The sequence below is a fragment of the Intrasporangium sp. genome, from assembly GCF_051961875.1.
In the GTDB taxonomy this organism is placed as follows: domain Bacteria; phylum Actinomycetota; class Actinomycetes; order Actinomycetales; family Dermatophilaceae; genus Intrasporangium_A.
Genome location: NZ_JBQCCV010000258.1, coordinates 19,283 through 39,006 on the forward strand (window position 1 = coordinate 19,283; position 19,724 = coordinate 39,006).

General features: G+C 71.2%; 15 protein-coding genes and 1 riboswitch. Of the genes, 9 read left to right on the top strand and 6 right to left on the bottom strand.

From position 1 onward, the window contains the following. Positions 1-20 precede the first annotated feature (20 nt). Together ACTHJJ_RS15780 and ACTHJJ_RS15785 are read left to right on the top strand one after the other, a co-directional pair. A complete protein-coding gene (locus ACTHJJ_RS15780; protein WP_440303896.1) occupies positions 21-1,046 on the top strand; it encodes an SDR family NAD(P)-dependent oxidoreductase in 1,026 nt (341 codons plus the stop codon). Then, positions 1,043-2,215, top strand: a complete 1,173-nt coding sequence (locus ACTHJJ_RS15785) for a DegT/DnrJ/EryC1/StrS family aminotransferase (protein ID WP_440303897.1) — start codon at positions 1,043-1,045, stop codon at positions 2,213-2,215. The genes ACTHJJ_RS15780 and ACTHJJ_RS15785 overlap by 4 nt, the downstream gene beginning before the upstream one ends. Positions 2,216-2,292: 77 nt before the next feature. Here ACTHJJ_RS15785 and ACTHJJ_RS15790 read toward each other — a convergent pair whose 3' ends face one another. After that, positions 2,293-3,735 carry a bifunctional o-acetylhomoserine/o-acetylserine sulfhydrylase gene (locus ACTHJJ_RS15790; protein ID WP_440303898.1) on the bottom strand — a complete coding sequence of 481 codons (1,443 nt, stop codon included), beginning with the start codon at positions 3,733-3,735 and terminating at the stop codon, positions 2,293-2,295. Continuing rightward, positions 3,691-3,806: riboswitch (SAM riboswitch) on the bottom strand. It overlaps the preceding gene by 45 nt. A 123-nt stretch (positions 3,807-3,929) precedes the next feature. Between ACTHJJ_RS15790 and ACTHJJ_RS15795 the strand changes: the two genes are divergently transcribed. Continuing rightward, a complete protein-coding gene (locus tag ACTHJJ_RS15795; RefSeq protein ID WP_440303899.1) occupies positions 3,930-5,090 on the top strand; it encodes an acyl-CoA dehydrogenase family protein in 1,161 nt (386 codons plus the stop codon). Between the two features lie 50 nt (positions 5,091-5,140). Continuing rightward, positions 5,141-6,118: a glycosyltransferase family 2 protein gene (locus ACTHJJ_RS15800; protein ID WP_440303911.1), complete on the top strand. Its 978-nt coding sequence runs from the start codon at positions 5,141-5,143 to the stop codon at positions 6,116-6,118. On the opposite strand, the gene ACTHJJ_RS15805 is transcribed toward ACTHJJ_RS15800, so the two are convergent. Both ACTHJJ_RS15805 and ACTHJJ_RS15810 read right to left on the bottom strand, forming a co-directional pair. Next, positions 6,006-7,292 carry a glycosyltransferase family 4 protein gene (locus ACTHJJ_RS15805; protein ID WP_440303900.1) on the bottom strand — a complete coding sequence of 429 codons (1,287 nt, stop codon included), beginning with the start codon at positions 7,290-7,292 and terminating at the stop codon, positions 6,006-6,008. The two genes, ACTHJJ_RS15800 and ACTHJJ_RS15805, sit on opposite strands and share 113 nt — an antisense overlap. Before the next feature lie 50 nt (positions 7,293-7,342). Next, positions 7,343-8,893 carry a lipopolysaccharide biosynthesis protein gene (locus ACTHJJ_RS15810; RefSeq protein WP_440303901.1) on the bottom strand — a complete coding sequence of 517 codons (1,551 nt, stop codon included), beginning with the start codon at positions 8,891-8,893 and terminating at the stop codon, positions 7,343-7,345. Positions 8,894-9,066: 173 nt separating this feature from the next. On the opposite strand from ACTHJJ_RS15810, the gene ACTHJJ_RS15815 reads away from it, so the two are divergent. From ACTHJJ_RS15815 to ACTHJJ_RS15830, 4 genes are read left to right on the top strand one after another with little or no spacing between them, the layout of a single operon-like run. Next, a complete protein-coding gene (locus ACTHJJ_RS15815; RefSeq protein WP_440303902.1) occupies positions 9,067-10,404 on the top strand; it encodes a nucleotide sugar dehydrogenase in 1,338 nt (445 codons plus the stop codon). Then, positions 10,401-10,997 carry an acyltransferase gene (locus tag ACTHJJ_RS15820; protein WP_440303903.1) on the top strand — a complete coding sequence of 199 codons (597 nt, stop codon included), beginning with the start codon at positions 10,401-10,403 and terminating at the stop codon, positions 10,995-10,997. The genes ACTHJJ_RS15815 and ACTHJJ_RS15820 overlap by 4 nt, the downstream gene beginning before the upstream one ends. Then, on the top strand, positions 10,994-12,082 hold the full coding sequence (locus tag ACTHJJ_RS15825) for a DegT/DnrJ/EryC1/StrS family aminotransferase (protein WP_440303904.1): 1,089 nt from the start codon (positions 10,994-10,996) through the stop codon (positions 12,080-12,082). Before ACTHJJ_RS15820 ends, ACTHJJ_RS15825 begins: the two co-directional genes overlap by 4 nt. Before the next feature lie 2 nt (positions 12,083-12,084). Beyond that, entirely contained in the window at positions 12,085-13,071 is a 987-nt protein-coding gene (locus tag ACTHJJ_RS15830) for a Gfo/Idh/MocA family oxidoreductase (protein ID WP_440303905.1), read from the top strand. Between the two features lie 6 nt (positions 13,072-13,077). Here ACTHJJ_RS15830 and ACTHJJ_RS15835 read toward each other — a convergent pair whose 3' ends face one another. The 3 genes from ACTHJJ_RS15835 to ACTHJJ_RS15845 all read right to left on the bottom strand — a co-directional run bounded on the left by ACTHJJ_RS15835 (position 13,078) and on the right by ACTHJJ_RS15845 (position 17,219). Then, complete coding sequence (locus tag ACTHJJ_RS15835) at positions 13,078-14,064, bottom strand: hypothetical protein (protein ID WP_440303906.1); 987 nt, start codon at positions 14,062-14,064, stop codon at positions 13,078-13,080. After that, the gene (locus ACTHJJ_RS15840; protein ID WP_440303907.1) at positions 14,061-15,176 is read right to left on the bottom strand and encodes a glycosyltransferase; all 1,116 of its coding nucleotides are present in this window, start codon (positions 15,174-15,176) and stop codon (positions 14,061-14,063) included. The genes ACTHJJ_RS15835 and ACTHJJ_RS15840 overlap by 4 nt, the downstream gene beginning before the upstream one ends. 72 nt (positions 15,177-15,248) lie before the next feature. After that, the gene (locus tag ACTHJJ_RS15845; protein WP_440303908.1) at positions 15,249-17,219 is read right to left on the bottom strand and encodes a DUF6541 family protein; all 1,971 of its coding nucleotides are present in this window, start codon (positions 17,217-17,219) and stop codon (positions 15,249-15,251) included. A gap of 166 nt (positions 17,220-17,385) precedes the next feature. Between ACTHJJ_RS15845 and ACTHJJ_RS15850 the strand changes: the two genes are divergently transcribed. After that, positions 17,386-19,724, top strand: a 2,339-nt coding sequence (locus ACTHJJ_RS15850; protein WP_440303909.1) for a CDP-glycerol glycerophosphotransferase family protein, incomplete at its 3' end; no start/stop codon positions are given.

Below are 19,724 nucleotides of genomic sequence, written 5' to 3' on the forward strand. Positions count from 1 at the left end.
GGCCGGAGGAGGAAACCTTGATGGAACCGCGCCCGATGAGCCAGTCGATCGCAGGCAGGACCGTTCTCGTCACCGGGTCGGACGGCTTCATCGGCAGCCACGTCGTCGAGCGGCTCATCGCCGACGGGGCCCGCGTCCGAGCGTTCTGCCTCTACAACTCGAACGGCGCGGCCGGATGGCTCGACGAGTCGGCGCCGTTCCGCCGGGCGATAGGCGACGGTCAGGCCGAGGTGGTGCTCGGTGACATCCGCGACCCCGAGCACGTCGCGGCGTCCGTCGAGGGCGTCGACGTCGTCCTGCACCTCGCCGCGCTCATCGCGATCCCGTTCTCCTACGTCGCGCCGCGTTCCTACGTGGAGACGAACGTCATCGGGACGCTCAACGTGCTCGAGGCGGTACGCCGGCACGGCACGCCGCGGATGGTCAACACCTCGACCTCCGAGGTCTATGGCACGCCTGAGGAGGTGCCGATCACCGAGGCTCACCCGTTGCGCGGGCAATCGCCCTACAGTGCAACGAAGATCAGCGCGGACAAGATGTGCGAGTCCTACGCCCTGTCGTTCGAGACACCGGTGACCGTGCTGCGGCCGTTCAACACATTCGGGCCCCGGCAATCGACGCGGGCGGTCATCCCGACCGTCCTGTCGCAGCTGCTCGCCGGCGCACGCGAGCTCCGACTCGGTGACCTGTCGCCGAAGCGTGACTTCACCTACGTGGCGGACACGGCCGACGGCTTCGTGCGTGCGGCCGTCACCGACCTCGCGCCCGGGACGGTGATCCAGCTCGGGACGGGCCGGACCGAGTCGATCGGCGACATCGTCGACCTGTGCCGGAAGGTGACCGGGAACGACGCGCACGTGGTGACGGAGAGCCAGCGGATCCGGCCCGCCGCCTCCGAGGTGCAGGTCCTGCTGTCCGATCCCTCGCGGGCGCACGAACTGCTCGGCTGGGCCCCGACAACGTCGCTGGAGGAGGGGCTGGCGCGGACGGCGGACTGGCTTCGCGACCGGGTGGACCCGGAGACTGTGGCGAGGTACCACCGATGAGCGAGGCTCACGCCCCTGGTGCCCGTGGAGCGGAGGGGACGATCCCGCTCGCGGTGCCGAACATCGGCGAGCTGGAGCGGCGATACGTTCTCGAGGCAGTGGACTCCGGGTTCGTCTCGTCGGTGGGGCCGTTCGTCGCGGAGTTCGAGCGGCGGTTCGCGGCGCGGGTGGGTGCGAGGCACGCGGTCGCCTGCTCGAGCGGGACGGCCGCGATCCACGTCGGGCTCATCCTCCTCGGCGTGGAGCGTGGGGACGACGTGGTGTGCTCCGACTTCACGTTCGTGGGCTCCGTGGCGCCGATCGCCTACCTCGGCGCCCGGCCGGTGCTCGTGGACAGCGAGGAGCGGACCTGGAACGTGGATCCCGAGCTCCTGGCCGGCGAGCTCGACCGGCGGGCCGCGACGGGCGAGCCCATGCCGAAGGTCGTCGAGGTGGTCCATGCTCTCGGGCAGCCGGCGGCCCTGGAGCCGGTCATGCAGGTCTGCGAGCGCTACGGCGTCGCCGTCCTCGAGGATGCGGCCGAGTCCCTCGGAGCCGGGTGGTCCGGGGGCCGGTTCGCCGGCAAGCAGACGGGGACGGTCGGGGCCATCGGGTGCTTCTCCTTCAACGGCAACAAGATCGCGACGACCGGGGGAGGGGGCATGATCGTCACGGACGACGACGCCCTGGCGGCGCGGGCGCGGCACCTCACGACCCAGGCGAAGGTACCCGACGTCGGTTACCTGCACGACGAGGTCGGCTACAACTACCGGCTCACCAACATCGCCGCGGGGCTGGGGCTCGCGCAGCTCGAACGGCTGGACGAGTTCGTCCGCGCGAAGCACCGCATCGCCGACCGCTATGACGCGGCCCTGACCGACCTGCCGCTCGTGCTGCCCCCGCGTGTCGAGGGGCTCGACGCGACGTACTGGCTCTACTCCGTGCTCGTGCCCGACACGGACGGCCGCGGCCGGGACGACCTGCTCGCCCACCTGGCTGAACGGGGCGTCGGAGCCAGGGCCCTGTGGCGTCCGCTGCACCTGCAGCCGCCCTATGCTGAGTCCCGTGTCGTCGGCGGGCAGGTGGGGGCGTCGCTGTTCGAGCGCGGCGTGTCACTGCCGTGCGCGACCGAGCTGACGGAGTCGGACCAGGACCGCGTCATCGACGCCGTCCGGTCGTTCTTCGACTGACCACGCACGGCAAGGCTGAGCGCACGGCAGGGGGCCGCCCCCTCGTGGGAGACGGCCCCTTGCGCGTGCGGGTGGGTTCAGACCTTCGCGGCGGCGAAGCCCTGCTCGAGGTCGGCGATGATGTCGTCGATGTGCTCGATGCCGACGGACAGCCGCACCAGTCCGGGGGTGACCCCGGCCGCGAGGCGGTCCTCGTCGGGGCCCTGGGAGTGCGTCGTCGAGGCCGGGTGGATGACGAGGGACTTGACGTCGCCGATGTTCGCCACGTGGCTGTGCAGCGTGAGGCCCTCGACGAACTTCTTGCCCGCCTCGAGGCCGCCCGTGATCTCGAAGGCGAGGACGGCGCCCGCGCCCTTCGGGACGTACTTCTGGGCCAGCTCGTAGTTGGGGTCCTCCGGCAGGGAGGCCCAGACGACCTTCTCGACCTGGTCGTGGTCCTTGAGGAACGCCGCGACCTGGTGGGCGTTCTCGATGTGCCGCTCGACGCGGAGGCTGAGCGTCTCGATGCCCTGTCCGATGAGGAAGGCGTTGAACGGGGAGATCGCGTTGCCGAGGTCGCGCAGCAGCTGGACCCGCGCCTTGAGGATGAAGGCGAGGTTGACGCCGAAGGCGCCGTCCTTGCCGAGGTCCCGGGCGTAGACCAGGCCGTGGTAGCTCGGGTCGGGCTGGTTGTAGTTGGGGAACCGCTCCGAATCCTTGCCGAAGTCGAAGTTGCCCGAGTCCACGATGACGCCGGCGATGGTCGTGCCGTGGCCGCCCAGGTACTTCGTGGCAGCGTGCACCACGATGTCGGCGCCGTGCTCGATCGGGCGCAGCAGGTAGGGCGTCGCGATGGTGTTGTCGACGACGAGGGGGACGCCGATCTCGTGCGCGACGGCCGCCACGGCCTCGATGTCGAGGATGTCCGACTTCGGGTTGGCGATCGTCTCGCCGAAGAAGAGCTTGGTGTTCGGCCGGGCCGCGGCCCGCCAGGCCTCCGGGTCGGCCGTGTTCTCGACGAAGGTCACCTCGATGCCGAGCTTGGGCAGCGTGTTCTGGAAGAGGTTGTAGGTGCCGCCGTAGAGCGCCGGGCTCGCGACCACGTGGTCACCGGCCTCGGCGATGTTGACGATCGCGAAGAACGTCGCGGACATCCCCGAGCTGAGCAGCAGCGCGCCGACGCCGCCCTCGAGGGAGGCGATCCGCTTCTCGACCGCGTCCTGGGTGGGGTTCATGATCCGGGTGTAGATGTTGCCGAGCTCGGACAGGGCGAAGAGGTTCTTCGCGTGCTCGGTGTCGTTGAAGACGTACGACGTCGTCTGGTAGATCGGCAGGGCTCGTGCGCCGGTGGCCGGGTCGGCCTGCTCCTGGCCGACGTGGACCTGCCGCGTCTCGAACGACCAGTTCGGGGTGTCAGTCATCTGCTTCCTCGTATCCCGTGTGCTCGATGTCGCTGCCCAGGGGCACCGACGTGTCTGATCGGTGCGGGAGAAGGCTCTCCGCGCTTGCCGGCGAACGTGGTTCGCCGACCTGGTCCTCACCCGGGGCACCCCACCGCGGTTGGGAGGGTTGCCGGCCAGCGAGCCGGGGCTTTGCGCTGGCGCTCATGACCTGCTCGCAGGATAGGTGAGCCACGAAGCGGTATGCCGCTCACGTCCTCATCGTGGACGTGTGACGTCGCGCACGGGCCCCGTGCGCGGGCGGAAGGGCGGCGACCGCCGAGTAGCATCAAGGCGTGACGAACCCGGACTTCGACCTCTACCGGCTCTCGGAGGACCACGACGCCCTGCGTGCGGCCGTGCGTGCCGTGGCTGAGGACAAGATCGCGCCCTTTGCCGCCATCGTCGACGAGGAGGCGCGCTACCCCCAGGAGGCGCACGACGCCCTGGTCGCCTCCGACTTCTTCGCGCCCCACATCCCCGAGGAGTACGGCGGCGTGGGGGCCGACGCCCTGGCCACCTGCATCGTCATCGAGGAGGTCGCGCGCGTCTGCGCGTCGAGCTCGCTCATCCCGGCCGTCAACAAGCTGGGCTCCCTCCCGCTCATCCTCGCGGCCAACGAGGACGTCAAGAAGCGCTACCTGCCCCCGCTGGCGGAGGGGAAGGCCACCTTCTCCTACGGCCTCTCGGAGCGCGAGGCCGGCTCCGACACCGCCTCGATGAAGACCCGGGCCGTCCGGGACGGCGACGACTGGGTGCTGAACGGCCAGAAGTCCTGGATCACGAACGCGGGTGTCTCCGACTACTACACGGTGCTGGCCGTGACCGACCCCGAGGGAAAGCGCGGCAGCAACGTGACCGCCTTCGTCATCGAGAAGTCCGACGCCGGCTTCACCTTCGGTGAGAAGGAGCGCAAGCTCGGCATCAAGGGCAGCCCGACGCGCGAGCTGCACTTCGACCACGTCCGGGTCCCCGGGGACCGTCTCGTCGGCGAGGTCGGTCAGGGCCTCAAGATCGCCCTGCGCACGCTCGACCACACGAGGGTCACGATCGGTGCCCAGGCGGTCGGCATCGCCCAGGGCGCTCTCGACGGGGCGCTGGCCTATGTCAAGGAGCGCAAGCAGTTCGGCAAGCACATCGCCGACTTCCAGGGCATCCAGTTCATGCTCGCGGACATGGCGATGGAGCTCGAGGCCGCCCGCCAGATGGTGTACGTCGCGGCGGCGAAGTCGGAGCGTGAGGACAAGGACCTGGCCTTCTTCGGTGCCGCCGCGAAGTGCTACGCCTCCGATGTCGCGATGAAGGTGACCACCGACGCCGTCCAGCTGCTCGGTGGAGCCGGGTACACCCGGGACTTCCCGCTCGAGCGGATGCTCCGCGACGCGAAGATCACCCAGATCTACGAGGGCACCAACCAGATCCAGCGTCTGGTCATGGCCCGCCAGCTGCTCAAGTGAGCGTGGCGACCACCGACTCCGAGACGGACCGGACCGTCTCGGCGACAGCGATGCGGGAGGGGTCGACCCATCCCGCGGTGAGCGTCATACTGCCGATCCTCAATGAGGAGCGGCACCTGGCCGATGCCGTCCAGATGGTCCTGGGCCAGGACTACCCGGGGCCCCTCGAGGTGGTGCTCGCGCTCGGTCCGTCTCAGGACCGCACGGACGAGGTGGCTGCTCGGCTGGCGGCGTCGGACGCGAGGGTCAAGACGGTGCCGAACCCCAGCGGTCGGACGCCGGATGCCCTCAACGCCGCCATCGGCGCGTCCTCGGGAGCCATCGTGGTCCGGGTCGACGGCCATGCCGAGATCCCTCTGGACTACGTCTCCACGGCCGTCGGCGAGCTCATGCGGGTGGGTGCTGACAACGTCGGCGGGATCATGGACGCCCGGGGGACCAACGCCTTCGAGCGGGCCGTCGCGGCCGCGATGCGCAGCCGGATCGGCGTCGGCAACTCCGCCTTCCACGTCGGGGGAGAGGCTGGCGAGGCCGAGACGGTGTACCTCGGCGCGTTCCGTCGTGAGGCGCTGGAGCGGGTTGGAGGTTACGACCCGCACTTCGCCCGGGCCCAGGACTGGGAGATGAACCATCGGATCCGGGAGACCGGGGGCAAGGTCTGGTTCACTCCGGCGCTCAGGGTCACCTACCGGCCGCGCAGCACGTTCCGCGCCCTGGCCAGCCAGTACTTCCACTACGGGCGCTGGCGCCGGATCGTGGCGCGTCACCACGAGGGCACCATCAATTTGCGTTACCTCGCACCCCCCGCGATGGTGCTCGGCACCGTGGCCGCCGCCGCGGTCGGGGTGCGCTGGCGGGCCGCCTGGGTGGTTCCTGCGACCTATGCCGCTGCCGTCACCCTGGGCGGGGTCGCGATCACTCGGGGTGAGTCGGCTCGGACTCGCGCGCTGGCGCCGATGGTCCTGGCGACGATGCACTGGGCGTGGGGCGCCGGCTTCCTGTCGAGTCCGCGGCGGCTGCGGCGCTGACCGCGCTGTTGCCCCTCGGACGCCGAGCGGTCGCGAGGACCGCGGCCGCGGCCTTCTCCGCTACCGCGTCCTGGCTTGCGAAGGTGCGCGTCCAGCCGCTCAGTCTCTCCGCTTCCCCGGGACCGGGCCGGCGCTCGAGCGCCTCCCGCATCGCCTCCGCGACCTCGTCGGGTGACCAGTCGCAGGCCCAGCCGAGCCCGTTGCTGCGCACGATCTCGTATCCGGGGCCCGGACCCGAGTAGATGACAGGGACGCCGCAGGCCGTGACGGCGAACATCTTCGTGGGGAATGCGTAGTCGTAGCCCATGTCGGGGTGCAGCGACGCGAGCCCGGCTGCGGCCTGGCTTACCTCCGCGGCGACCACCTCACCTGGGACTCGGCCGGGGAACGACACCTGCCCGGGGGCCAGGCTGTCGGCCAGCCGCCTGAGCTGATCGGCCTGGACTCCCTGGCCGAACATCACCAGCCGGGCGTCCGGCCGGTCGGCGGCGACCTGCGCGAAGGCGCGCACGAAGACCTCCGCGCCCTGCAGCTCCGACATCGTGCCCGCATAGACGAAGGTCGGGGTGGCGCCGTCATGGGGCACCGCGCGGAACGTCTCGGTGTCGACACCCGTGCCGACGACGAGGATGTCATGGTCCTCGCCGACGATGGCGCGCACGTCCTCGGCCACGCCCGTGGAGACGGTCAGCACGAGGGCAGCGCCGCTCATCGCCCAGCGCTCGAGGGCGCGCAGTACCGCCACCACGGGTCGGGCGATGCCGATTCCGGCGGCCGCCGTGGACGACACGTCCCCCGCGTAGTAGGCGTAGGGGAGCCGGCGCAGGGCGCAGACGATGCGGACGACGGCGCCGGTCGTCGGCGGGGGCTCGACGACGACGATGTCGGGTCGGCGATTGACAAGCAGCCGGACCAGGAGCGGCAGGTCGAAGCTCGCGTACTGCAGGTATCCCCTGACGTTGCCGCCGCGGTCCCGGAGCACGGGCCAGCGGCGGAGGCGCACGCCCGCCGGCGCCGGCCCTCCCTTGAGGCCACGCGGGGGCGTGCTCGTCAGGACGTCGACGTGCGCGCCGTGCTGGCGAAGGCGCCGAGCGAGCGACCCGAGACGGTATGCCGCAGCCCCGGGTTCTGGAGGGAAGATGCGGCTCGCGAGCGCGACACGTGGGGCGGACATCGGAGCAGACGGTACCAGCCGACCGCCGTCCGGACTGCCCTCCATGCGGCTCAGGGGCGCTTCCGGCTGAAGGAGCCGCGGAAGGGCAGGAGGCTCAGGTCACGGCGCGACAGGGTCCACCAGAGGAGGCAGAACAGCCCCGCGACGAGGGGGTCCGTCGCCGCGGGGAGGTCGAAGAGGCGCTGCAGGGTGAACCCGGAACCGATGATGACGATGCCCGCACCGAGGCGGAGCGCGAGCCCTGCCCACGCGTGGCCCCCGACCCGCCACTCCACGATGAGGGGGACCAAGCCGTTGACGAGCGAACCGAGCAGGAAGCCGACCGCCACACCGAGGACCCCGCTCCGCGGGACGAGGACGAGCCACGTGACACAGCCGACGACGAGGCCGGCGATGCTCGCCCCGCTCGTCACGAGCATGGCGCGGTGGCTGCGCGTGATGAGCGCGTTGACCGAGGCGATCGCGAGGTTGGTCGTCAGCACGGCGCCGATGAGGATCGGGAAGAGGGTCGCGCTCCGGGAGAACTCGGAGCCCCAGACCAGGTCGATGACCAGCCGGGAGGTGAGGATCAGCGAGCCGAAGATCGTGAGCATCACGAGCACGAGCACCCGCGTCGCCTGGTTCGTCTGCGCCCGGAACGTGTCGCGGTCGCCGCGGCCCCACGCCTGCGCCAGGGCGGGGAACAGGACCAGCCCCAGGGAGGAGGCGAGCAGGGAGGCGGGCGTCGCCGTCACCATGGCGGCGGCGAACTGGCCCGCCTCGTCCGGGCTGCCCGCCCCCTTGGCCACGACCATCGCGATCTGGAGGAACCCGGTGCTCGCGATCGTGCCCGCCGCACCGAGCAGGATCATGTGGTCGAGCTCGCGCCGGAGCTCGCGCCGGGGCACGACCGACGGCCCCCGTGGCCACCCGGCGATGCTGTAGAGCAGGTAGGCGCCGGCGATCGGCGCGATCAGCGCCGTTCCCCGGACGCCGAGCAGGAGGGCGACGGCGAGACCGACGAGGCCGAGAGCCGCGCCGATGCCGTCCCACGTCGTGGCCCGCCGCACCTGGCCCACTCCGAAGAACACCCCCCGCGTGAACGAGTAGCCGGAGTACGCCGCCGCGAACACGGCGACCCAGACGGCGTCCCGAAGGAGGCCGTCGTCGAGGAGCAGCCAGGCAGGCACCGCGAGGACCGCGACGGCGGCCGCCGCGAGCAGCGTGCGGCGGCGGAGGTGGGTGGCGACGGCGTGCAGCTCCTCGAGGTCCCCGGCCCCTCGGGCACGGGCGAGGTACTTGGAGGCTGCCGACCCTGACGTCGTCGGCCACAGCAGCGCGAGCAGCGTGCCCGTCGAGATGGCGGCCTGCACCGAGCCGAGCACGGCCTGGCCGGCGAGCCGGCCGACGAGCCAGCTCGTGGCGAAACGCAGCCCGCCCTGGAACAGGAGGCCGAGCGTGCTGAGCACGCCGCGAGAGGCCATCGAGCCATCGGTCGATGCCGTGAGGTCGACACGCCACCGGGCCGAGGATTGCTGCGCCGCCGTCGGCGGCTGTTCGGATGCCGTCACCGAATCGGTCCCGTCGGGGAACCGGCCGAGAAGGCGCGGTCCGTCGGGCAAGTAGACTTCCTCGCGCTGTCACAAACGACGGCGCCGCCGAACCGGTGCGATCCCGTGGTGACCCGCGAGGGCAACGGGCGGCGGTCGTTCACGGAGCATGAGTTTACCGGTTGGCGTTCAGTGATCCTGGGCGAGGCAGGGCAGGAGATCCCGCAGCCGGGGTTGGGAGAATCGTGAGGATCACCGTCGTCGGGCTGGGCAAGATCGGCCTCCCGCTCGCCGTCCAGTTCGCGAGGTCGGGGCATGAGGTGGCGGGCGCCGACATCGACCCAAGGGTCGTCGGCCTCGTCAACGAGGGCATCGAGCCCTTCCCGGGGGAGGCCCACCTGCAGGACTACCTGCACGAGGTCGTCGAGCAGGGCCTGCTGCGCGCCACCACCGACACGTCGGGCGCGGTCGCCGAGTCGGACGCCGTCGTCGTGGTGGTGCCGCTCTTCGTCGACGACGAGGCTCGGCCCGACTTCGCCGCCATGGACGCGGCTACCGAGGCGATCGGGCGGGGCCTGAGACCGGGCACCCTGGTCCTCTACGAGACCACGCTGCCGGTGGGCACGACCCGGACCCGGTGGAAGCCCCGGCTCGAGGGGGTCTCCGGGCTGACGGAGGGGAGCGACTTCCACGTCGTCTTCTCCCCGGAGCGGGTCCTCACAGGGCGGGTCTTCGCGGACCTTCGCAAGTACCCCAAGCTCGTCGGCGGCCTGTCGGATGCGGGCACCCGCCGCGCCAAGGAGTTCTACGAGGCGGTGCTGCAGTTCGACCCGCGACCGGACCTCGAGCGGGGCAACGGCGTGTGGGACCTGGGCAGCGCCGAGGCCGCCGAGATGGCCAAGCTCGCAGAGACGACCTACCGAGACGTCAACATCGGGCTGGCGAACCAGTTCGCCGTCTTCGCCGCCGGGCACGGGATCGACGTGCACCAGGTCATCGAGGCGAGCAACTCACAGCCGTACAGCCACATCCACCGTCCCGGGGTCGCCGTCGGTGGTCACTGCATCCCCGTCTATCCCCGCCTCTACCTATGGAACGACCCGGCCGCGACGGTCGTGCGGGCGGCCCGGCAGGCCAATGCGGACATGCCCGAGTACACCGTCGCCCTCGCCGAGGAGGCGGCCGGTGGGTCGCTCGCGGGAAAGCGGCTCGTCGTGCTCGGCGCGTCCTACCGGGGAGGCGTCAAGGAGACCGCGTTCTCCGGGGTGTTCGGCGTCGTCAAGGCGGCCGAGGAGCGTGGCGCCCAGGTGCTCGTCCACGACCCGATGTACCACGACGACGAGCTGCAGCGCTACGGGTGGAGCGCCTACCACCTCGGCGAGCCGGTGGACGTCGCCGTCCTGCAGGCTGACCACGACGAGTACGACGCGCTGTCGCGGGACGACCTGCCGGGGGTCGCGGTCGTCGTCGACGGCCGTCGGCGCCTGGACCCGTCCCGGTTCGCCGGCGTGACCTTCCGCTCCATCGGCGTGCCGGAGCAGTCCGAGGCCGAGGTGCCGGTGGAAGAGGTGGTGTCCCGATGAGCATCCGTGTCGCGGACAGCGCGGACGTCGACCCGGGCGCCGAGATCGGCGACGGGAGTGCGGTCTGGCACCTGGCCCAGGTGCGTGAGAACGCGCGGCTGGGTCGCAACTGCATCGTCGGGCGCGGGGCCTACGTGGGGCCCGGGGTCGTCCTGGGCGACAACTGCAAACTGCAGAACCATGCCCTCGTCTACGAGCCGGCCGTCCTCGAAGACGGCGTCTTCGTCGGCCCGGCTGTCGTGTTCACCAACGACCACTTCCCGAGGGCGGTGTCCCCCGAGGGTGCCCTCAAGCGCGCCGACGACTGGGAGGCCGTCGGCGTCACCTGCCGCGAGGGTGCGTCGATCGGTGCCCGCTCCGTGTGCGTGGCACCGGTGACGATCGGGCGCTGGGCGCTGGTCGCGGCAGGTGCGGTCGTGACGAGGGACGTGCCGGACTTCGCCCTGGTCGCCGGGGTGCCCGCGGTGCGCAAGGCCTGGGTCGGCAAGGCCGGTGAACCCCTGGAGGACGCCGGCGGCGGGCTCTGGGTGTGCCCCCGCACCGGCGAGAAGTATCGCGAGAACGACGAGACCCTCATGGAGGTCACCGAATGAACGAGTTCATCCCGCCGGCCAAGCCGCTCATCGGTGACGAGGAGCGAGCGGCAGTCGACCGCGTCCTGCGGTCCGGCATGCTGGCCCAGGGCCCCGAGGTCGCCGCCTTCGAGCAGGAGTTCGCGGAGCACTTCGACCTGGGCCGTGCCTGCGTGGCGGTCAACTCGGGCACGTCCGGCCTCCACCTCGGGCTGCTCTCATCGGGGGTCGGCCCCGGTGACGAGGTGATCGTGCCGTCCTTCACCTTCGCGGCCACCGCGAACTCGGTGGCCCTCACCGGCGCGACGCCGGTGTTCGCCGACATCGACCCCGACGACTTCTGCCTGTCGCCGGCCGCGGTGGAGGCGTCCATCACGGAGCGCACGGTCGGGATCATGCCGGTCCACCTGTACGGGCACCCCGCGAAGATGGAGGCCCTCGGTCGGCTCGCCGAGGCGCACGGCCTGCGCATCTTCGAGGACGCCGCGCAGGCGCACGGCGCGTCCCTGCACGGGCGACCGGTCGGCAGCTTCGGCCAGTTCGCCATGTTCTCGCTCTACCCGACCAAGAACATGACCTCGGGCGAGGGCGGGATGGTCTCCGTCGCGGACAGCGAGACGGAGCGCCGGATGCGCCTCTACCGCAACCAGGGCATGGAGCGCCAGTACCACAACGAGCTCGTCGGCTTCAACGTGCGGATGACGGACATCCACGCCGCCATCGGGCGCGAGCAGCTGCGCAAGGTCGACGGCTGGACGGCGCAGCGTCAGAAGAACGCGTCGTTCCTCACCACCAACCTCGAGGGGGTGACGCCGCCCTCCGTCGCCGACGGTGCTGTCCACGTCTACCACCAGTACACCGTGCGGGTCCCGCACGACCGTGACGGTCTGGCCGCGGCGCTGCGCGAGGAGTACAACATCGGCTCGGGGATGTTCTATCCGGTGCCGAACCACCGGCTCGAGCCGTTCCGCGCCAGCGTCGACCTGCCCGAGACGGAGCGCGCCGCGCGCGAGTGCCTCTCGCTGCCGGTGCACCCTGCGCTCTCCGAGGCCGACCTAGAACGGATCGTCTCCGCCGTGAACAGCCTGGCCCGAGCGGGGGCCTGACCATGGCCGACCTACGCGCAGGTCTCATCGGTCTCGGCATGATGGGCCGGCACCACGCCCGAGTCCTGGGCTCCCTCGAGGGGGTGCGGCTCGTGGCCGTTGCCGACCCCGCCGGTGACCCGCACGGTGTCGCCGGTGACCGGCCGCTCCTCCGCTCGGTGGAGGAGCTCGTCGCCGCAGGCCTGGACTACTGCGTCGTGGCCGTACCGACCGGACTCCACGAGAGCGTCGGGCTCGCCCTGGCGGACGCCGGCGTCCACGCCCTCATCGAGAAGCCGCTCGCCCACGACGTGTCCGCCTCGACCGCGCTGGTCGAGGCCTTCGAGGCAGCCGGACTCGTCGGCGCCGTGGGCCACATCGAGCGCTTCAACCCGGCCCTGCAGTCGCTCCGTGCCCGGCTCGAGGCCGGGGACCTCGGCAGTGTCTACCAGGTCGCCACCCGGCGGCAGGGACCGTTCCCCGCCCGCATCGCCGACGTGGGCGTCGTCAAGGACCTCGCCACCCACGACATCGACCTGACCGCGTGGGTGACCCAGCAGGCCTATTCGGCCGTGTCCGCCCAGACGGCGCACCGGTCGGGACGCGAGCACGAGGACCTCGTCGCGGCGACGTGCCGCCTCTTCGGGGGCACCGTGACGAGCCACCTCGTCAACTGGCTGTCGCCGCTGAAGGAGCGCGTCGTGGTCGTGACGGGGGAGAAGGGCGCCTTCGTGGCCGACACGATCACCGCCGACCTCACCTTCCACGCGAACGGGGAGGTGGCGACCACGTGGGACGCGATCGCCCGGTTCCGCGGGGTCTCCGAGGGTGACACGGTGCGCTACGCCATTCCCAAGCCGGAGCCACTGCGGACCGAGCATGAGCACTTCCGGGACGCCGTTCAGGGCAAGGAGTCGGACATCGTCACGCTCGCCCAGGGACGGCAGACGGTGCGCGTCGCCGAGGCGATGATCGCGTCCGCGAAGAGCGGGACCGTCGTCGAGCTCTGACCGTCCTCAGCGGGCCGCGACGACGCGCCGGTAGACCTCGGCGACGGCGTCGACGGCCCGCTGGGCGCCGTGCACCTGCTCGACCCAGGCGCGAGCGGCGTCCGGGTCATGGGCGGCGTCGCCGCGGACCAGTGCTCTCGTCGCCTCGGCCGCCGAGGCCGGGTCGTCACCCAGCACAGGAGCACGCGCCTCGCCCGTGGGGAGGAGGGGCGCGGGCACGACGAGCGGAGCGCCGGTGCCGAGTGCCTCGAGCTCGCTGGAGGACAGAATGCCGGCCGCCTGGCCGATGACGACGGCGGCACCGGCGAGGAGGCGGACGAACGTGTCGTGGTCCATGCGGGGCAGCAGCCGAACGCCCGCGCCCGCGGCAGCAGCCGCGCCCGGACCCCAGTCCAGCCCGACGAGGTCGGCCGAGTCGCCGAGGGCCGCGGCGAGGAGCCGGGCGGTCTCGAGCTGAGCCTCGAGTCCCTTGACCGGCTCCCAGCGTGAGGCGAAGACCACCTGGGGGCGTCCGGGTGCGGGTTGCCAGGGCGGCAGGTCCGCCACGTCGACCGGCACGGGCAGCAGGATGGCGTCCGGTCGGTGGGGGAGCACGTGCTGGGCGAGGTCGGGCGTCGAGTAGAAGACCGCCTCGGCCGCTCGAAGGCCAGACCGTATGACGTCACCGCGGCCCGGCTCGTACTGCGCCGTGCGGACGTCGCTGCCGTGGCAGTGCAGCACGTAGCGGGGGGCCATCGCGCGCGTGTGCGGCAGGGTGGTGGCGGAGTGGACGTGCACGACGGCATGCCGGCGCGCCTGCACCGCGAGCCGGGAGGCCCAGGCCGCCCCTCTCAGCGCGCGTCGCGCGCGACCCGTGGCGCCCCTCCACCCCGGGTCGCCGACGGCGCGGGGCAGCAGGTCCCACTCGTAGCCCCGCTGCCTGCCGCGGCGCACCAGCCGCGCGGCGGTGAAGGCGGCGTCGTTGACGTGCAGGGCGGAGGGGACGTCGGTCATCGTGGGCCGCCGAGGAGGCGGCCCACGATGTCGGCCATCACGGTGCGGTCCGTCTCGTCGCTGAGGGCGTGCGCCTGCGCGTCCGCAGCCTTCTTCCCGGCTCGCACGCGGTCGGGGTCGAGGCGGCGGAGGGCTGCGGTGAAGGCGTCCTCGGTGAAGTCCTCGGCCACGACGCCGAGGTCGAGCCCCCGCACCAGCCGTGCCATCTCGGGGGAGGGCCCCACGGCCTGGGCGAGGCGGGCCTGCACGAAGTCGAAGAACTTGTTCGGCAGCGCGAACTCGGCGTTGATGTTGATGGGCGGCATGCAGAAGACGCCGACGTCGTAGGCGTTCAGTGTGGCGGGCAGCGCGTCTGGGGGGACCGGGTCGTGGAAGCGCACCCGGTCCGAGCCCTGCGCGAGCTCGTGCAGCTCCCGCAGGTAGCGGCCCCCGTCGGCGGCCGGGACGAGGTAGAGGTCGAGGGTGAACTGGGGGAGCGCGAGGGTCGAGCGGATCAGCATCTCGAGGTTGCGTCCTCGGATCGCGGCACCACTGTGGACCAGGCGCAGCATCCCGTCGTCCACGTCGGTCGGTGCCAGCTCCCGGAACGGGCCGGCGTTGCGGACGACCTCGCAGGGCACGCCGTACACCTCTGTGTAACGGCGGGCCAGGGGCTCGCAGACGGTCGTCACGGCGCCGCTCCTCGGCAGGTAGCGCCGGCAGAGGTCGTCCATGAGCGGACCCACCAGGGTGCGCCATGTGAAGACGTGGGAGAACTCCTCGGCGGCCCACTCGTGCATGTCCGCCCAGACCGGCGCGCCCTGCGCGACGGAGAAGGCGAGCGGCAGGGCGCGCGCGTCGTTCGCGACGACGAGGTCGAAACGCTCCGTCCCGATGAGCGCGCGCGCCTGACGCAACCCGCCCGCGGCCAGCTCGACCCTCTGGTGCCGCCGCAGGGCGAGCCCGACGACGCCCGGGACTGACCGGGGCAGGGAGGGCGCCTGGTCGTCGACGCGGAGGTGGCGGGTCGCGCCTTCCGGTGTCGGGCCATAGCCGACCGAGGTCACCTCGCCGTGCTGCGCCAGGACCCCGAGCTGCCGGAGGACCCGCGCATCCCGGGTCAGGGGTGACATGGAGATGGTGAGGATTCGCGGGCCTGGCACAGACGGCGAGTATAGCCAGCGCCTGCGTGCTGGGCCCGGCGCTCAGCGGGCGCAGGCGATGCGTTCGTACAGCGTGTATGGGGCCGAGCTGGCGACCGGCTTCCAGGCTGGGGAGGTGCCCACGTGGTCGATGCCGGCGTAGAGCTTCTCGCGGCCCTTCGACCAGGAGAAGGGGCGTCCCCCGGTGATGGCCCACTCGACGTGCTGTCGCTCTGCGACCGTGCAGATCTCGGGGTTCGTGCCCACCTCGTTGAGGTGCCGGGACAGCAGCTCCCGGTCGGGGCTCGTGTTGGCCTTCTCGGTGGGGACGAGGAGGCGCCGGCCGCTCACGACATAGAGGTAGGTGCCGCCGTTCCACGGGTTTGCGGCGACGACCTCGTTCGGCGGGATGTGCTGGGACAGCGCCCGGAGCGATCGGAGCTCCTGGTTCGTGACCCAGGAGTCCGCCGGTTTCGGGTGGAAGTAGCGGTGCAGGATGGCCGCGTGGGCACCCACGTAGCCCTGCGTCACGACGAGGAAGACCGCGAGCAGCGCACCGACCGCCGCCAGGCGGGCGTGATGCTCGCGGAGGCTTGGACGATGGCTTCTGAGATAGCGGGCGGCCAGGTCCCCGACGTACACGAAAGCGGTGGCGGCAGCGATCACGGCGGGGAGCACTCCGACAGCCTGGATCCTGACGGCGTTGTTGTACCAGGGCCAGGTGAAGAACCGGGCGGCATCGGAGTCGACGGCGACGTTGACCCAGAAGAGGCACGAGAAGAGCGCGAGCCCGACCGCGACCCAGCGGGCTCCCGGGCGGCGGAACAGGAGGATGAGGGCTCCGGCGATGACGAACACGGAGAGGAGGATCAACGGCCGCGTCTCGCGCGGGGAGAAGAGGACCATGTCGTGCAGTGCCCGGGCGGCACTCGCCTCGGGACCTGCTGCGCCCGTGTTGAACATCCCCTGGGGCCGCAGCGCAAGGCCGCCGAGCGCCACGACGACGATGCCGAGTCCGACGGCGCCGTTCCGCACCAGGGCTCCGCGCTCCCGTCGCGCACGCCACCCGTAGGCGACGACCCGGCCCAGCACGAGGATCGCGACGAACACGCACAGGGACACGAAGGCGTTGGGATGGGCCAGCGTCAGGCCCGGGAGCGAGACCGCGAGCAGGAAGAGGGACATGCGACGCGGCGCAGCGGCATACCCCTGCTCGGCGGGACTGCCGGTGACGGACACGACGAGCAGGAGCGCGGCCGGCAGCAGCGCCTGGCCGAACAGGTTGGGCCACAGCACGCCGAAGCCCATGAGGAAGTACGGGTAGCCCGTGAAGCAGACGGAGGCGATCGCGGCAGCGATTGCCACGCTTGCGCGACGGCCGAGCAGGGACATCGCGAGGACGGCACACCCGAGTGGCCAGGCGATGGCTGCGATCGTGATCACGAAGACGGACGAGGCGACCACCACCGAGCTGCCGGTCAGCAGGGCGATGCTCGAGGTGAAGTCGTGGAAGGCCGCGGGATAGAAACCGGTGCCCGTCGGCGTTGCGAACCCTGCGGCGTGGAGCACGGAGATGTCACCGTGCTCGAGCATCCACTGGGCCGCGCCGAGGTGGAAGATCGTGTCGGGGTGTTGTGGGATCGCCTCCGGAGTGGGCAGTTCCTTGCCCATCGCCACGAGGAAGACGGCCAGGGCGACGACCACGCCCACCGCCGTCCCGAGCAGGGGGCCGCCTTCTACGGGGGTGGTGCGCTTCGACAGCAGCCGGCCGGCGGCCCCGACGACGATGACGCAGAGGGCGAGACTGACGAAGAGGACGGGCACGGTCCAGCGGATCCCGAGGGCACCGCATACGACCCCGGACACGGTGAGGAAGGTCGAGGTGAGAACCGGCCCGATGGCGATGGCGGCGAGCAGCCGCGCCCGGGCGGCCAGCGCGGCGAGAGTTCCGGGGACGAAGAGGAGGGCGACGGCGACGACGAGGACCGGGATAGCCTCCCGCCACGACGTCGTTCCTGGGATCAGGACGCCCATACGCCTGCCTCCGATTCACCCGGGCCCCGTGGTCGTCGGGCCCGGTACTCGGGGGTGACTCTACCGACCGCAGCCGCGCGCCACCTGCGTGGCCTGCGACGTGGGGACCGCCCGTTGGGTGGGTACCATGTGCAGGCTCGACGCGCCGACAGAAGGACTGGAATCAATGGGACAGAGCCTGCGGACTCTGCAGCGCGGCGTGCGCATGTTCCGCAAGGTGGCGAAGACACTTCCCAGCGAGTGGAAGGCGCAGATCCGTCGGCTCCCCATCGACGACAGTCTCATCGTCTATGAGGCGTTCGGGGGCAGCGGGATGCTCTGCAACCCCGAGGCCCTGTTCCGGGCGATCCTGGCAGATCCCAACCAGGCACACCGGCGCCATCTCTGGGTCCTCAAGGAGCCGAAGGACCATCCCGAGCTGCTCGCCGAGTTCGGCGGCGACCCGCGGGTCCGGTTCGTCCGTCGAGGATCGGTCGCCTACCACAAGGCGCTCACCACCGCCGGGGTGCTCGTCAACAACGCGACATTCCCGCCGGGCTTCAACAAGCGGCCGGGACAGGTGTACGTCAACACGTGGCACGGCACCCCACTGAAGCGGATGGGCTACGACGAGGCCCAAGGTGCTCAGGGCGCGAGCAATGTCCTGCGCAACTTCATGATGGCCGACTACCTCCTGTCGAGCTCGCCGTACATGTCCGAGGTCATGTACGAGGGCGCCTACCGCCTCCTCAACGTTGCTCCCGGCCTGCTCATCGAGGAGGGGCAGCCCCGCACCGACGTCCAGTTCGTCCCGGGCACCCGCGCGCGAGTGCTGGGCAGGCTGCAGCGCTCAGGAGTCGAGGTCTCCCACACCGACCGGGTCGTCCTCTACGCGCCGACCTGGAAGGGGGACTCCTTCCACGAGGCGCGCAACGACGCGGCCGAGCTCGCCCAGGTTGTCTCCGACCTCCAGTCCCGGCTGCCGACCGGCCACCGCGTCCTGCTCAAGGTGCACCAGCAGGTCGCCGAGTTTGCGGCAAACGAGCCGCGCCTGGTGGGGCGCCTCGTCAGCAACGACGTCCCGAGCAACGACGTCCTTGCCGCAACTGACATGCTCGTCACCGACTACTCGAGCATCTTCTTCGACTTCCTCACGACGGATCGCCCGATCCTGTTCTTCACCCCAGATCTCGACGAGTACGCCTCGTACCGCGGCTGGTACCTCTCGCTCGACGAGCTGCCCGGCCCCGTCGCACACTCCGTTGCCGATTTGGCGAAGCTCGTCGAGGCGGTCGGGACCGGTTCCTCCGACGACGCCGAGGTCAGCCACCGCGCACTCCGCGAGGCAGGCCGCCTCCGGTTCACGCCATGGGACGACGGTGGGGCGACGCAGCGGGTGCTCGACGTCGTGCTGCACGACCGCGGGCACGAGCGCCGGGTACGACCCACGCGCCGCGACGGGCGACCCACGCTCCTCATCTACCTGGGCGGGATGAAGTCGAACGGCATCACGACCGCCGGGCTGAACCTGCTGCGCAACCTGGACCACGAGCGCGTCGACGTCTCGGTGGTGCACAACAAGAGCCAGGACCCCGAGCGCCTCTCCAACTTCGAGCTGATCGACGGCCGGGTCCGGCAGTTCGTCCGGGCCGGCGGATTCAACCCGGGCAAGCGGCACTTCTTCAGCAAGCGGAGACTCCTCGGCGGCCAAGCCGCCCAGCTTGGAGGCCGTGACCGGGCTGCGCTGAAGGAGCTGCTGCTGGACGACTGGCGGCGAACCGTCGGAACGGCCCGGTTCGACCACGTCGTCGACTTCAGCGGCTACAGCCCCCTCTGGTCCTTCATGCTCAGCCTCGTGCCGGCCCGTTCTCGGTCGATCTGGCTGCACAACGACCTCGCCGCGGACCAGCAGCGCGAGGTGGACGGGCGCAATCCCCACCATCGCAACCTCGCGGGAGTCTTCACGTCGTACCGCCGCTTCGACCACCTCGTCTCCGTCTCACCCGCATTGCGCGACATCAACGCGGAGAAGCTCGCCGCGTGGGCCGCCCCCGAACAGTTCACCTCGGCGCGCAACACGATCGACGCCGGACGGATCCTCGAGCTGGCCGCTGCCGAGCCTCCTGACGGCATCCTCGAGGGGACCGACGGGTTCCGTTTCGTCACGGTCGGGCGTCTCTCCCCGGAGAAGAACCACGAGCGTCTGGTCCGTGCCTTCTCCGTCGTGCACCGCGCGCATCCCGATGCCCGGCTCGTGATCGTGGGGGACGGTCCGCTCCGTCCAGAGGTCCAGGTGCTGGTGGAACGCTTGGGGCTGCAGGGGGCCGTGACGCTGACCGGGCTCCAGCCGAACCCGTGGGCGATCATGTCCCGATGCCACGCCTTCGTCCTCTCCAGCGACTACGAGGGCCAGCCGATGGTGATCCTCGAGGCCCGCACGCTGGGTCTCCCCGTCGTCTCGACCGCGTTCGGCTCCGTGCGTTCGGCCCTGGCCCCCGGCGAGGGCCTCGTCGTCGAGCGCGCTGT